The sequence below is a fragment of the Proteiniclasticum sediminis genome (genome assembly GCF_018128025.1).
Taxonomy (GTDB): Bacteria; Bacillota; Clostridia; order Clostridiales; family Clostridiaceae; genus Proteiniclasticum; species Proteiniclasticum sediminis.
In genome coordinates this window covers 70605-83769 of sequence record NZ_JAGSCS010000009.1, presented here as the reverse complement: position 1 = coordinate 83769, position 13165 = coordinate 70605, and the positions used below count along the sequence as shown (strand labels likewise).

The 13165-nt window shown below is 49.8% G+C and carries 17 protein-coding genes, 1 tRNA gene and 1 other annotated feature; of the genes, 17 read left to right on the top strand and 1 reads right to left on the bottom strand.

Going from position 1 to position 13165, the window contains the following annotated elements; genetic code table 11:
* Positions 1-457: 457 nt before the first annotated feature.
* The 17 genes from KCG48_RS08265 to KCG48_RS08185 all read left to right on the top strand — a co-directional run bounded on the left by KCG48_RS08265 (position 458) and on the right by KCG48_RS08185 (position 11428).
* The gene (locus KCG48_RS08265; RefSeq protein WP_230977059.1) at positions 458-1279 is read left to right on the top strand and encodes a hypothetical protein; all 822 of its coding nucleotides are present in this window, start codon (positions 458-460) and stop codon (positions 1277-1279) included.
* A gap of 171 nt (positions 1280-1450) precedes the next feature.
* Entirely contained in the window at positions 1451-2536 is a 1086-nt protein-coding gene (locus KCG48_RS08260; protein ID WP_211801221.1) for an FAD:protein FMN transferase, read from the top strand.
* A 161-nt stretch (positions 2537-2697) separates the two neighbouring features.
* Positions 2698-3291 (top strand): 30S ribosomal protein S4, encoded by a 594-nt coding sequence (gene rpsD, locus KCG48_RS08255; protein WP_211801219.1) that lies wholly within the window; start codon positions 2698-2700, stop codon positions 3289-3291.
* Between the two features lie 89 nt (positions 3292-3380).
* A complete protein-coding gene (locus KCG48_RS08250; protein ID WP_230977058.1) occupies positions 3381-3833 on the top strand; it encodes a Mini-ribonuclease 3 in 453 nt (150 codons plus the stop codon).
* The gene (rlmB, locus tag KCG48_RS08245; protein WP_211801217.1) at positions 3826-4698 is read left to right on the top strand and encodes a 23S rRNA (guanosine(2251)-2'-O)-methyltransferase RlmB; all 873 of its coding nucleotides are present in this window, start codon (positions 3826-3828) and stop codon (positions 4696-4698) included. The genes KCG48_RS08250 and rlmB overlap by 8 nt, the downstream gene beginning before the upstream one ends.
* 27 nt (positions 4699-4725) lie before the next feature.
* Positions 4726-5226: an NYN domain-containing protein gene (locus KCG48_RS08240; protein ID WP_211801215.1), complete on the top strand. Its 501-nt coding sequence runs from the start codon at positions 4726-4728 to the stop codon at positions 5224-5226.
* A 95-nt stretch (positions 5227-5321) separates the two neighbouring features.
* Positions 5322-5951: an RNA polymerase sporulation sigma factor SigH gene (gene sigH / locus KCG48_RS08235; protein ID WP_211801213.1), complete on the top strand. Its 630-nt coding sequence runs from the start codon at positions 5322-5324 to the stop codon at positions 5949-5951.
* 68 nt (positions 5952-6019) lie between these two features.
* A tRNA-Thr gene (locus tag KCG48_RS08230) sits at positions 6020-6095 on the top strand.
* 112 nt (positions 6096-6207) lie between these two features.
* Complete coding sequence (tuf, locus tag KCG48_RS08225; protein ID WP_211801184.1) at positions 6208-7401, top strand: elongation factor Tu; 1194 nt, start codon at positions 6208-6210, stop codon at positions 7399-7401.
* A 208-nt stretch (positions 7402-7609) separates the two neighbouring features.
* On the top strand, positions 7610-7759 hold the full coding sequence (gene rpmG, locus KCG48_RS08220) for a 50S ribosomal protein L33 (RefSeq protein ID WP_211801211.1): 150 nt from the start codon (positions 7610-7612) through the stop codon (positions 7757-7759).
* A 21-nt stretch (positions 7760-7780) separates the two neighbouring features.
* A complete protein-coding gene (gene secE / locus KCG48_RS08215) occupies positions 7781-7981 on the top strand; it encodes a preprotein translocase subunit SecE (protein WP_211801209.1) in 201 nt (66 codons plus the stop codon).
* 47 nt (positions 7982-8028) lie between these two features.
* Entirely contained in the window at positions 8029-8553 is a 525-nt protein-coding gene (gene nusG, locus KCG48_RS08210; RefSeq protein WP_211801208.1) for a transcription termination/antitermination protein NusG, read from the top strand.
* A gap of 79 nt (positions 8554-8632) precedes the next feature.
* On the top strand, positions 8633-9058 hold the full coding sequence (gene rplK / locus KCG48_RS08205) for a 50S ribosomal protein L11 (RefSeq protein ID WP_211801206.1): 426 nt from the start codon (positions 8633-8635) through the stop codon (positions 9056-9058).
* A gap of 57 nt (positions 9059-9115) precedes the next feature.
* On the top strand, positions 9116-9805 hold the full coding sequence (gene rplA / locus KCG48_RS08200; RefSeq protein WP_211801204.1) for a 50S ribosomal protein L1: 690 nt from the start codon (positions 9116-9118) through the stop codon (positions 9803-9805).
* A 41-nt stretch (positions 9806-9846) separates the two neighbouring features.
* Positions 9847-9973, top strand: a sequence feature (ribosomal protein L10 leader region).
* Positions 9974-10011: 38 nt separating this feature from the next.
* Positions 10012-10503: a 50S ribosomal protein L10 gene (gene rplJ / locus KCG48_RS08195; RefSeq protein WP_211801202.1), complete on the top strand. Its 492-nt coding sequence runs from the start codon at positions 10012-10014 to the stop codon at positions 10501-10503.
* 59 nt (positions 10504-10562) lie between these two features.
* Positions 10563-10931 (top strand): 50S ribosomal protein L7/L12, encoded by a 369-nt coding sequence (gene rplL, locus KCG48_RS08190; protein WP_211801200.1) that lies wholly within the window; start codon positions 10563-10565, stop codon positions 10929-10931.
* A 128-nt stretch (positions 10932-11059) separates the two neighbouring features.
* The gene (locus tag KCG48_RS08185) at positions 11060-11428 is read left to right on the top strand and encodes a YccF domain-containing protein (protein WP_211801197.1); all 369 of its coding nucleotides are present in this window, start codon (positions 11060-11062) and stop codon (positions 11426-11428) included.
* 333 nt (positions 11429-11761) lie between these two features.
* Here the strand turns inward: KCG48_RS08185 and KCG48_RS08180 are convergent, their stop codons facing one another.
* A complete protein-coding gene (locus KCG48_RS08180) occupies positions 11762-13024 on the bottom strand; it encodes an IS30 family transposase (RefSeq protein ID WP_211801195.1) in 1263 nt (420 codons plus the stop codon).
* Positions 13025-13165 lie beyond the last annotated feature (141 nt).

The window sequence follows — 13165 nt, the reverse complement described above, 5'->3', positions numbered from 1 at the left end:
GGAAAAAATCTGGGAAATGTCGGGGAAACGATTATGATTCTCACAATCTGTTAACGATTTTCGACGTAAAAAGGCGTTGAAGTGCGTAACTGAATCCTCAAATATGAAAAAAATGTGAATGTGATAACTTTTCAAAAAGCTATTGTTTGATCATTAACAATGTATTAGAATAAGGGAGTAAAACAAATCTAAACATACACGGAGGGAAAGGGGAAACATGAAAAAAGTAATTTCTATCGTCCTATCATCTGTTCTGGCTCTCGGAGTTCTGGCTGGCTGCGCAAAGACACCAACCACTCCTACACAGACTCCTGCTGAAACCCCAGCAGAAACCCCAGTAGAGACACCTGCTGAAGCAGAAGGAAAAGTTACCAAGCTGGGTCTTGGCATCGTTACTTCCATTGCTAAGTCCAAGGATCTTGCTGAAGGAAAAGCTACCGCACAGGTAGATACCGTTATGGCTGCTGTCGGATTCGACAAGGATGGCAAGATTGTCTCCATCTCCATCGACACCGCACAGGATAAAGTTGGCTTCGACGACAAAATGGCTCTGACCAGTGACACCAAGGTTGCCGGAAAGACCAAGAAGGAACTCGGAAACGACTATGGCATGAAGACTGCTTCCAAGATTGGCAAAGAATGGTTCGAGCAGATCGCTGAATTCGAGAAGTGGGTAGTTGGAAAGACAGCTGCTGAAGTTGCAGCCATGAAGCTCACCGAGACCGTTCCTGCTGAAGAAGATCTGAAGACTCTGGTTACCATCAAGGTAGCTGACTACATCAAGGCCATCGAGAAGGCTTCCAAGAACGCCATTGCTGTCAAGGGCGGAGAAAAGGTTGGTCTCGGCGCTGTAGTTTCCACCGCGAAGTCCAAGTCTGCTGAAGGTGAAAACGGAGCAGTTGCTCAGGTTGACACCACCATCGTTGCTACTGTACTCGACAAGGCTGGCAAGGTTGCCGGATCCTTCATCGACGTTGCACAGACCAAGGTTGCCTTCGACAAGGATGGCAAGGTTACCACGGACAAGACTGCAGAAGTAAAGTCCAAGGTTGAACTGGGCGACGCTTATGGCATGAAGGGCGCTTCCAAGATTGGTAAAGAGTGGTTCGAACAGGCTAAGGCTCTCCAGGAATGGATGGTTGGCAAGACCCCTGCTGAAGTTACCGGCATGAAGCTTGCTGAAGGCAAGGCTGATGTTGAAGAGCTGAAGACCAGCGTTACCGTCACTGTGGGCGGATACCTGGAAGCTTTCAAGGAAGCTGCTGCTAACGTAAAATAATCACTAAAAATGAGGCTCCTCCAGAAATGGAGGAGCTTTTTTCAAGACCGGAATTATCCTGGGCTTCAAGAATCCGTGGAATTTTCAGCGAAATGTAACTTTCGGGGAATTCAGGATGTGCTATAATCGACAGATAAAGTCTGGGAGATTTCCCATTGATGTGGAGGCAACATGAAAAAAATAACGCTAATCCTCACACCTCTTCTCCTTCTCATGATGATTCTCAGCGGATGTCAAAACAAGAACCAGGTCGCCTTTACGCGCTACCAAGATAACTTCTTCGAGTACTTTGACACGGTGACCACGGTCATCGGCTATACGGAGACCGAGGAGCAGTTCACGGCCTATTTTGAAGAAATTCGTCAGGAGTTCAAGACTTATCATGAACTCTACGATATTTACAATGATTATCCTGGAGTTAACAACATTAAAACCATCAACGACAACGCTGGCATCAAACCGGTGAAAGTGGATCAGAAGCTCATCGATCTGATTCTGTTCTCCAAGGAGTGGTACGAAAAGACCAATGGAAAAGCCAATATCGCCATGGGCGCAGTGCTGTCCATCTGGCATGACTACCGCAGCGCAGCGGAGGATGATCCGGCCAATGCGGAAGTTCCGCCCATGGAGCTCCTGCAGGCTGCCAATGCCCATACGGATATCGAGAAAGTCATCGTGGACGAAGCCCAAGGAACGGTGTATCTGGAGGATCCCGAGATGAGCCTCGATGTGGGTGCCGTGGCCAAGGGTTATGCCACAGAGGCTGTAGGGGAGTACATGCGCGCTAAGGGGTTCACCTCCCTCATCATCAGTGCAGGCGGCAATGTGAAGGCTCTGGACAAGCCCAAAGAAGAGGTAAAGGCCCGATGGGGAATCGGGATCCAGAATCCTGATGAGTCCATCTTCACCGACGGTCCTTCCCTGGATACGATCTTCGCCAATAACATCGCTGTGGTCACCTCCGGGGACTATCAGCGCTACTATGTGGTGGGAGACACCAAATATCACCATCTCATCGACAGCGACACCCTCATGCCCGGAACCCAGTTTAAAGCCGTGACCGTGGTCATGAAGGACTCGGGGCTGGCGGACTTCATGTCCACCACATTGTTCCTCTCCACCCTGGAGGAAGGGAAAGCCATGCTGGCCAAGATTCCGGACAGTTATGCCCTTTGGGTTACCCATGACAATGAGGTGATTATTTCCGACGGGTTTGAGAAACTGTTAAAGAGCAAAGGCGCTTCCGGAGCGGACTAAACCGAATGTTTCCCGTGACGGGAAATTCCGTTGAGATTCAGGGAAATAATCCGTATAAATCCTTTGACTTTTTGATTTGAAGAGTATAAAATATTGTATGGCATATCCAAAAGATAAAAAATACCGCGGCAAGTATTTAATTTTTGGAGGTAAACACAAAAATGGCAAAAATGATGGGACCCCGTTTTAAGACAGCCAGAAGACTGGGGCTGAACGTTGTTGGACATCCTAAGGCGATGAACAGAGCGAAGAGAGGCACAGCAAGAGCAGACAAGAAGCTTTCCGAGTACGGCGTACAGCTCCTCGAGAAGCAGAGACTGAGAGCATACTATGGCGTACTGGAGAAGCAGTTTGTCCGTTACGTGGACAAAGCCATGAAGAGCAAGGATCAGCCCGGACCGGTTCTGATCAACCTGCTGGAGAAGAGACTGGACAACATGGCCTACAGAATGGGCTTCGCCAGCTCCATCCGTCAGGCAAGACAGATGGTTACCCATGGCCACTTCCTGGTCAATGGCAAGAGCGTCAACATTCCGTCCTATGGACTGAAGGTTGGTGATGTGGTTGAAATGAGAGAGAAGTCCAGAAAGACTGAGCTTTTCGTTCAGAACTTCAACAATATCTCCGCTTCACCCCTGGGATACATCGAGAAGGATGTTGACAACTTCAAGGCTACCCTCGTAAGAGAGCCTCAGAGAGAAGAGTTACCCATTGAGATCAATGAGCAGTTGATCGTTGAGTTCTACTCAAAGTAATAGGTACCGCAAAGGATCTGATTCCGGTCAGATCCTTTTTCTTATGATCAGCTTTTTCGGAATGTCCTTTTGGGAGAAAGGAAGTTATAATGAAAATACCAGAAGAAGAAACTTTGGAGGCCGTCATGTATTCTGCACCGCTTAGTGAAACCGAAGCCTTGGCTTACCATCCGCTGTCCCTGGCGTTCATCGGCGACAGCGTCTATGAAAACTATGTCCGGGAGCGGATCCTGCGAAGGGCGCCCCGGATGGTGCCCCGGGAGCTCCATCTCCAGGCGATCCGCTATGTGAAGGCCTCCAGCCAGAGCCGCATCGTGGAAGAACTGGAGCCGCTCTTCACCGAACAGGAGCACTATGTCTACAAGCGGGGAAGAAACACGAAATCCGGCACCGTGCCCAAGAATGCGGATGTGCTCGACTATCGGCGGGCCAGCGGCTTTGAGGCGCTGATCGGCTACCTGTATCTCACGGGGAATACAGAGAGACTCCAAATCCTCATTGATCACGCATTTACCGTAGTGGAAGGAGAAAACCATGACTAAGAGAGAAAATAAAAGACGCATCGAAACAGAAATGATCAAGCAGGAAGATCGAAGAAAACGCCTGGAAAAGGGACCTCGTGTCCCCAGAGAGGTCCGGGAGCCCCAGGAAGAGCGTGAGCTCAATGAAAACATTATCGAGGGGCGTAATCCCATCCTGGAAGCCTTTGACTCCAAGCTGACCATTGAGAAGCTTCTGGTGAGCAAAGGGGAAACCCAGGGTTCCATCGTGAAGATCATCTCCATGGCCCGGGAACGGAATATTCCCGTGATGGAAGTGGATCGCCGCAGGCTGGACGATGTGAGCAACACCAAGCATCACCAGGGGGTCATTGCCTATGTGACGCCCTACCATTATCGGGAGCTGCCGGATATCTTAAAAATTGCCGAGGAGCGAGGGGAGAAACCCTTCATCCTGGTCCTGGACGAAATTGAAGACCCCCATAACCTGGGCTCCATCGTCCGAACGGCGGAGCTCACGGGCGTTCACGGGGTCATCATCCCCAAACGGCGCAGCGTCGGCGTCAATTCCACCGTGTACAAGACGTCTGCCGGTGCCGTGAACCACATGGCCATTGCCAAGGTGACCAACATTGCCCGGACGCTGGATGAGCTGAAGGATGCCGGACTCTTTGTCTATGGCGCGGACATGAAGGGTGACAGCGAAAGCCACAAGACCAACTTCTCCGGCGGAGTGGCCCTGGTCATTGGCAATGAAGGAAAGGGGATTTCCCGGCTGGTGGCCCAGAAGTGCGACAGCATCGTGAGTATCCCCATGGTGGGGAAAGTAAACTCCCTCAACGCTTCAGTAGCGGCGGGAATCCTCATGTACGAAGTGATGACCACTCGGCTCAGCGCCGGGAAATAACAGGGAAAGGAGGCCTTTGGGTTCGACATGAAAAGGGTATTTATTGACGGTTATAATGTAATCAACTCGTGGAGCGACCTGAAGGACCTGGAACTTGGGGCCTCCCGAGAAAAACTGGTGGAGTACATGATCAACTACGCCAGCTTCTATGGGGTGAAGGTCATCGTGGTTTTTGACGCCCACCGGGTTCCGGGGAATAGTCAGCATAAGGAGATGCGCACCAACGTGGAAGTGGTGTACACCAAGGACAAGGAAACCGCCGATGCCTACATCGAGCGGGCGGTGGATGAACTGGGACGCCGCGCCGATGTTCAGGTAGTGACTTCGGACAATCTGGAGCAGCAGATCATTTTCGGCAGGGGAGCCACCCGAATGAGCTCCAAGGAGTTCTGGGCGGCCTATCTGGAGGCTGCCCGGAGCATCCGAAAGAAGACGGACGCCTTGTCGGATCGGGATGCTCTGAAGCTCTCCGATCATATGGATGACGAAGCCCGGGAAAAACTGGAGAAAATGCGTAGAAACGGCTGAAAGCTTGACTTTCAGCCGTTTTTCCGTCATAATTTAGTCAATTCAAGCGGTCTAGGCCTTTCCCAGGTTCGTCGACGAGACGTTGGAGGTGGACGATGAGTTATTACGAGGAGAATGAGAAGTATCGGGAGCTCAGTGATGAGGATGTCGTTCTTTTGGCCCAAGCTGGGGAAAAAGAAGCGTCGGAGTTCATTACGTCCAAATATCTCCCCTATGTGAAGAACAAATCCCGGGCGTACTATCTGGTGGGCGGGGATTCCGAAGACATCCTTCAGGAAGGACTCATCGGGCTCTATGAGGCCATCAAGGATTACAGCCGGGATAAGCAGGCTTCCTTCAAAACCTTTATGGATATCTGTGTTACCCGTCAAATCATGACGGCCATTAAGACTGCCTCGCGCCAAAAGCACATTCCGCTGAATACCTACGTGTCCTTAAACCGACCCCTGTTTGCCGAGGATTCAGAAAAAGAATACCTGGATGTCTTCACCACCGGTCGGCGGGAAGATCCGGAATTCCTTTATCTGGACCTGGAAAAGACCTCGGAGATCAATGAAGAGATCCGAAGAAGCCTGTCCGATTTTGAGCTGAAGGTGCTGCGCCTCTATCTTCAAGGGGTCAGTTACAGCAAAATCGCAAAAATTCTCGAAAAAGAAGAAAAAGCGATAGACAATGCCATTCAACGGATTCGAAAAAAACTCTCCCGAAATCTGACGGAAAGCTGAAGAACTTTTCCAAGATAGGTGTTGACAACAAATAGGGTTTTTAGTAATATTGTCTAGGTAAGGTTCTTGCCCATATAGCTCAGTTGGTAGAGCGTCGCCTTGGTAAGGCGGAGGTCAGCGGTTCAAATCCGCTTATGGGCTCCATTTACCCTTTTATACGCGGAACACCAGGCACCGTTGTTGGGTCTAGTCAATGAACGCAAAACATATTATAATAGAACTTGAAATGCTCAGGTATTAAGGAGGAGAAAGAATAATGGCAAAAGCAAAATTTGAAAGAAGCAAGCCGCACGTCAACATCGGAACCATCGGACACGTTGACCACGGCAAGACCACGCTGACCGCAGCAATCACCACTGTGCTTGCACAGAGAGGATTTGCTCAGGCGACCAAGTACGATCAGATCGACAAGGCCCCTGAAGAGAAGGAAAGAGGAATCACCATCAACACCTCCCACGTAGAGTACGAGACGGAAAACCGTCACTATGCCCACGTGGACTGCCCTGGACATGCTGACTATGTCAAGAACATGATCACCGGAGCAGCACAGATGGACGGCGCTATCCTCGTTGTTTCCGCAGCAGATGGCCCAATGCCCCAGACCCGTGAGCACATCCTTCTGGCTTCCCGAGTAGGCGTTAACTACATCGTCGTGTTCCTGAACAAGGCCGACATGGTTGACGATCCAGAACTTCTGGAACTGGTCGAGATGGAAGTTCGCGAACTCCTCAGCGAGTATGACTTCCCCGGAGATGACACCCCCGTGGTGGCCGGATCCGCACTGAAGGCTCTGGAGAACCCCACGGATCCCGTGGCTATCCAGCCGATTCTGGACCTGATGGCAGCTGTAGACAGCTACATCCCCACCCCAGAGAGACAGACCGACAAGCCCTTCCTGATGCCTGTGGAAGACGTGTTCACCATTACCGGACGCGGAACCGTAGCTACCGGAAGAGTAGAGACGGGTATTCTGAAGGTTGGAGATGAAGTTGAAGTGGTTGGTCTGAAGGAAGATTCCCGCAAGACCGTCGTTACCGGCGTCGAGATGTTCAGAAAGCTTCTGGATTCCGCTCAGGCTGGCGACAACATCGGAGCCCTGCTCAGAGGTATCCAGAGATCGGATATTGAAAGAGGACAGGTTCTGGCTAAGCCCGGTTCCGTAAAGCCCCACACCAAGTTCGTTGGACAGGTGTACGTGCTGAAGAAGGAAGAAGGCGGAAGACACACCCCATTCTTCGATGGCTACAGACCCCAGTTCTACTTCAGAACCACCGACGTAACCGGAAACATCAAGCTTCCGAACGGCATGGAAATGGTAATGCCTGGCGACCATATCGATATGGCTGTTGAGCTGATCACCCCCATCGCCATGGATGAAGGACTGAGATTCGCTATCCGCGAAGGCGGAAGAACCGTAGGTTCAGGCGTAGTTTCCACCATCAGCGAATAATTTTCAAATGAAAAGGACTGGCTTGCCAGTCCTTTTTTAACCCAAAGAAGGTCCGAGGAAACGCCTTTCCACATGGCATTCAAAATAAACCCGTTTTTCTAATTGACAGGGTCAGGGCCTTGTGATAAAGTAATTTAGTAATACCCTGCCAAATGGGGCTATTTATGTTGTCGACAATAAAAATTATAATGTACGGAGGTGCTTAAAAGTGAGAGTTAGAATGACTTTGGCATGCACAGAATGTAAGCAGAGAAACTACGATACGATGAAGAATAAGAAGAACAACCCAGAGAGACTTGAGATGAGCAAGTATTGCAAGTTCTGCAGAAAGCATACTGTTCACAAAGAAACAAAGTAACACAGCTAAGGATGTGATTTCATGGCTTCGAAGACAAAAGGACTTGTAGATCTTGTAAAAGGTGTCAAAAACGAACTCAACAAAATAACCTGGCCCTCCAAAGAGGAAGTCAAAAAGGCCGTGTCGGTTGTATCCGTGATCTGTGCGATTTATGTCGTGCTGATCGCTATTGCGGATGTCATCTACAAGGGGATCCTGACTGAAATACTCTATAAACTTTAAACAAGGAGGAAAGGGGTAGAACGCAATGTCTGCTCCTCTATTTTCGTATGGAAGAAAAAGCACGTTGGTACGTCGTACATACATATTCAGGTTATGAGAACAAAGTAAAGGTAAACCTTGAAAAGGCAATTGAGAACAGAAATCTTGGACATCTTTTACAGGGTGTAGAGGTTCCTATGGAAGAAGTCATCGAAAGAAAGGATGACAAGGAAAAGGTTGTCCTCAAGAAGAAGTTTCCGGGGTACGTTCTTGTCAAAATGGTCATGACAGAAGATACCTGGTATATTGTCCGAAACACCCGTGGTGTGACTGGTTTTGTGGGAGCCAAATCCAACAATCCTGTTCCGCTGACGGATGAAGAGGTCAGAGCCATGGGCATCGCGGAAACTCAGGCTGCCATTGATCTGGTCATCGGCGAGAGCGTCAAGATCATCGCCACACCGTTCAAGGGCTTCCCGGCTACCGTCGTCGAGATCCACAACGACAAGCGCAAGGTTAAAGTTGAAGTCGAAATGTTTGGTCGGGCTACTCCGGCAGAACTGGACTTCAATCAGATCGAAAAGATTTATTAGGTTTTGTGACCCTTTGGGTCTGAAATAAGTGGGAGGGTAAAATACCCGCAATCTACCACAGTATAGGAGGAATAAACTCATGGCAAAGAAAGTTACTGGAATGATCAAGCTACAGCTTCCTGCAGGAAAGGCAACTCCGGCTCCCCCGGTAGGACCCGCTCTTGGACAGCATGGTGTTAACATCATGGGATTCTGTAAGGAGTTCAACGCAAGAACAGCAGAGAAGGCTGGATACATCATTCCGGTTGTTATCACGGTTTACCAGGACAGATCCTTCAGCTTCATTCTGAAGACACCCCCTGCAGCCGTACTGATCAAGAAGGCCGCAGGAATCGAAAGCGGATCAGGCGTTCCCAACAAGACCAAGGTCGCACAGCTGACCAAGGCTCAGGTGAGAACCATCGCCGAGACCAAAATGCCTGACCTGAACGCAGCATCCGTCGAGGCAGCAATGTCCATGATCGAAGGAACTGCCAGAAGCATGGGCGTCACCATCGTAGAATAACAACTACCCAATAAGTGGGAGGCATTAAACCGTTAAAACCACAAAGGAGGCAATATTATGGGAAAGAATTATGTAGAAAGCGCAAAGCTTGTTGATAAGAGTGTGCTTTACACACCACAAGAAGCATTGGAGCTCGCAGTGAAGACTGCCAAGGCTAAGTTTGATGAGACCATCGAACTTCACGTGAAGCTTGGTGTTGACCCAAGACACGCAGATCAGCAGGTAAGAGGTGCAGTTGTACTGCCCCACGGAACAGGTAAGTCCGTCCGCGTCCTGGTTTTCGCCAAGGGCGCTAAGGCTCAGGAAGCTCAGGAAGCTGGAGCAGAGTACGTTGGAGCAGAAGATTACCTCGACAAGATTCAGAAGGAAAACTGGTTTGACTTCGATGTCGTCGTGGCAACTCCCGACATGATGGGTGTTGTAGGACGTCTGGGAAGAGTCCTCGGACCAAAGGGTCTCATGCCGAACCCCAAGTCCGGAACCGTTACCTTCGATGTAGCCAAGGCTATTGCTGAAATCAAGGCCGGTAAGGTGGAGTACAGAGTCGACAAGACCTCTATCGTTCACGTTCCGATCGGAAAGAAGACCTTCGGCGATGCAAAGCTCAAGGACAACTTCAAGGCTCTTATGGAAGCGCTGGTCAAGGCTAAGCCTGCAGCCGCCAAGGGTCAGTACATCAAGTCCGTATCCGTCTCTTCCACCATGGGCCCTGGCATCAAGATCAACCCCACAAAGGTACTTGATTAGTCCTTGACACCCATCCTGAGAGATGATATACTTGCAGAGTTAAATAATTGAATTGGCATTCTAAGACAGTGGGTGAGACATTCTCATAAATCCTACCGAGGTGCGAGTACTTTAGTTTTCGGACTTAAGGTCTCTCCTGTCTTGGAGAGACCTTTTCATTATGGTTGAATAGGCAGTTTTAAAAACTGTAAGGAGGTGGACACGCAGTGAACAACAATAAGCAGATCAAGGCCGAGAAGGTCAGTGAGATCAAGGAGAAAATCCAAAAGGCGAAGTCATTGGTCCTCGTTACATACCAGGGAATCAATGTTGAGCAGGATACCGAGCTGAGAAAAACACTTCGCAATTCCAATGTGGAATACCGAGTGTACAAGAACACCATGGTAACCCGCGCAGCACAGGAACTGGGCATCGAGGGACTGGACAAGTACCTGGAAGGACCTGTATCCGTTGCTTTCGGCTATGAGGATGAAACCACAGCCGCTAAGCTCATCGCTGAGTTTGCAAAGACCGCGAAGAAGCTGGAAATCAAGGGTGGATATGTAGACGGAACCGTCTATGATGCCGAACTGATGAATCAGCTGGCGAAGATTCCTTCCAAGGAAGTTCTTATCGCCAAATTCCTGGGAAGCATCAAATCCCCGCTTTCCAATCTCGTTTATATGCTTAATGCCGTGGCAGAAAGCAAAGAGGCTTAAGATAAGCCCCAGGCGAATCGCCTAAAAAATAAAACAAAAATTTACGGAGGTGTCTATAAATGGCAGTATCAAGAGAAGAAATCATTGCAGCTATTAAGGAAATGACAGTAATCGAGCTGAACGAGCTCGTTAAGGCTTGTGAAGAGGAGTTCGGAGTATCCGCAGCAGCACCTGTTGCAGCAGTTGGAGCAGTAGTTGCTGAAGCTGTTGAGGAGAAGACCGAATTCGACGTTGTTCTGAAGTCTGCAGGCGCAGAGAAGATCAAGGTTATCAAGGCTGTACGTGAAGCTACAGGTCTTGGCCTGAAGGAAGCTAAGGAGATCGTAGACGGAGCTCCTAAGACTGTTAAGGAAGCTGTATCCAAGGATGAGGCTGAAGCCCTGGCTGCTAAGCTGAAGGAAGTTGGAGCAGAAGTCGAAGTTAAGTAATTAATTTCGGATCGCTGATTTCAAAAGTCCCGATGAACCTGTTCATCGGGACTTTTTTCCTATCTGCGGATTTTCTTAATGAAGGACTAATCTTCCTCCTTTATGCTTAGCCCAAGGAGTTGATGAAGATGAGTTTTTTGGGAAATTTAATTTGGTTTCTGCTGGGCGGTTTTGTGCCGGCCATCCTGTGGTTCGTTGTGGGTGTTTTATGGTCCGTGACGATCATCGGCATTCCCGTGGGGATTCAGTGTTTTAAAATGGCTTCGCTGCAGCTGTTCCCCTTCGGGAAAGATTTGAGCTATGACCGGATGGGGGCGGGTTCGCTCCTCATCAATCTGCTGTGGATTTTCCTGGGCGGACTGGAGCTGGCAGCGGTGAATGTTCTGGCTGGCCTTGCCCTTTGCCTGACCATCGTGGGTATCCCCTTTGGTCTCCAAAGCTTCAAAATGGCGAAGCTCAGTCTCATGCCCTTTGGTGCCCGGATCATCCGGGTGTAGGCAAGAGGAGGGAGGAAACACCGAAGATGCTCTTCGGTGTTTCTCTGCCTTAGGCTGCTGCTCTGCCTTTGGAGGATTCCGTCGGACAGGGGTGTGAATGGTAAACATTCAAGGTAATTGCAACTAGACCAGGAGGAACCTCTCCTTCGCAGAGTAACTGCAACCAAGGGGATTCTTCGGGGATGTTTTTGGACAGGATTTCGTGGTATTCTGAAGGTGAAAATAAACTATCTCCAGCGCAAACAGAACAAGCTCATTTCTCTTGTCAAAGTAAATGCAACTTGTTCGGATGTTCGTATTCCGTTTTTGGGATGACAGCTGTGCGTCGTTAGTTTATTTTAGGACACTTGACCGCAAGGTCACATTTTCCGGATGGATGCGCACCAAACCCAGCTTTCGAACGATACCCGCTAAAGTAACGGAGAGCTGATTAAAGGGCGCATCTTCTTTTGTGGATTTTCGGAGCACCGAGTTGATATTGTTGAGCATGCGGTTGATCTTCGCCTGGCTCAAAGCGTCAAAATTGGATCCTTTCGGGAGGAACTGCCGGATGTTGGTGTGGTTCTTCTCACAGGCTCCTTTCTGCCAGGAGGCGTAGGGATCGCAGTAGAAGAGCTGACATCGGCGTTCCCCTCCGGAGGTGAACTCCAGAAGACGATGGTTTTGGAACTCCGTTCCGTTGTCTGTCAGGACAACTTGGAAGGCTTTCCGGAAATGTTGATGGCCGATGGTTTTCTCCAGCTCATCCAGCGCATGTTTAACGGAGGCCTGGGTTTTGTCAGGAATAAGAAACGCCAGCAACAGCCGACAGTGCGTGAAGGTGAAGGTCAGCAGATGCTTCTTCCCCGAACCCTCCACCAGATCCATCTGGGCCACTTCCAGGTCCGGATTCTTGGCCATCCAGGCGACATAGTCATCGTAGGTTTTGCCCTGCCGATACGCAGGAATCTCCCCCGTAGGCCGCTTGCGGCCTGTACGGATCCGCCTGCCGACTTTTCGAGGGAGATCGATATTCCGGGCCTCGAGAATTCCTTGGCTGATGTAGCGATACATGGTGGACTCCGAAACCGGAAGGTCGGAGGACGCCAGGATATGGTAGAGCGGTTGGCCTTGTTTTAAGCGGCGTGAGACGGTTTGGTTGAGCTTTTCCAGTTCTAGATCCGAGACTTGAATAACCGCCCTGGATGAGCGCAGACGGGCCTTGGCTGAGCTTTCTGCGGAAGAGGCCACATAGAAGTACTTGTCCAGATAGCACCGGCTTTTCTTCGGACAGGCATTGCAGCAATAAGGAGAACGGTCGCGGGTCTTGCAGGGAACCTTAATGAACGAGGGGCAGGCTTTGTTGCACAGGTGACAAGTATTGCAACGCCCTGTGCAATCAGCCTTTCCGCAAGCATGACGCTTCCGGCAGTCTGTTCGAAGGTCACACTGGTTCTTGTCGAACGTGTACTTCTTGGCGGTCCGGTTCCGCTTGATCTCCCGGGTGATGGTCATGAGCGGTCGGTTCATCTGCTCGGCGATTTTCCGGATCGGCTGGCTTTGGTTCAAGGCGGTTTCGATGTAGAGACGATCAATTTGGTTCAGCTGTTTAAACATAATGTTTTCTCCTCCTGGAACAGCTGCCAATCCCTTCTCCATTTTCCGGGTTTCTCAAAGTAAATGCAATCTTCCCTCGTTCTAGATGCATTTACTTTAATAACTTACACAGGGGTGTGAATTTGAGGGGAATCCATTGAC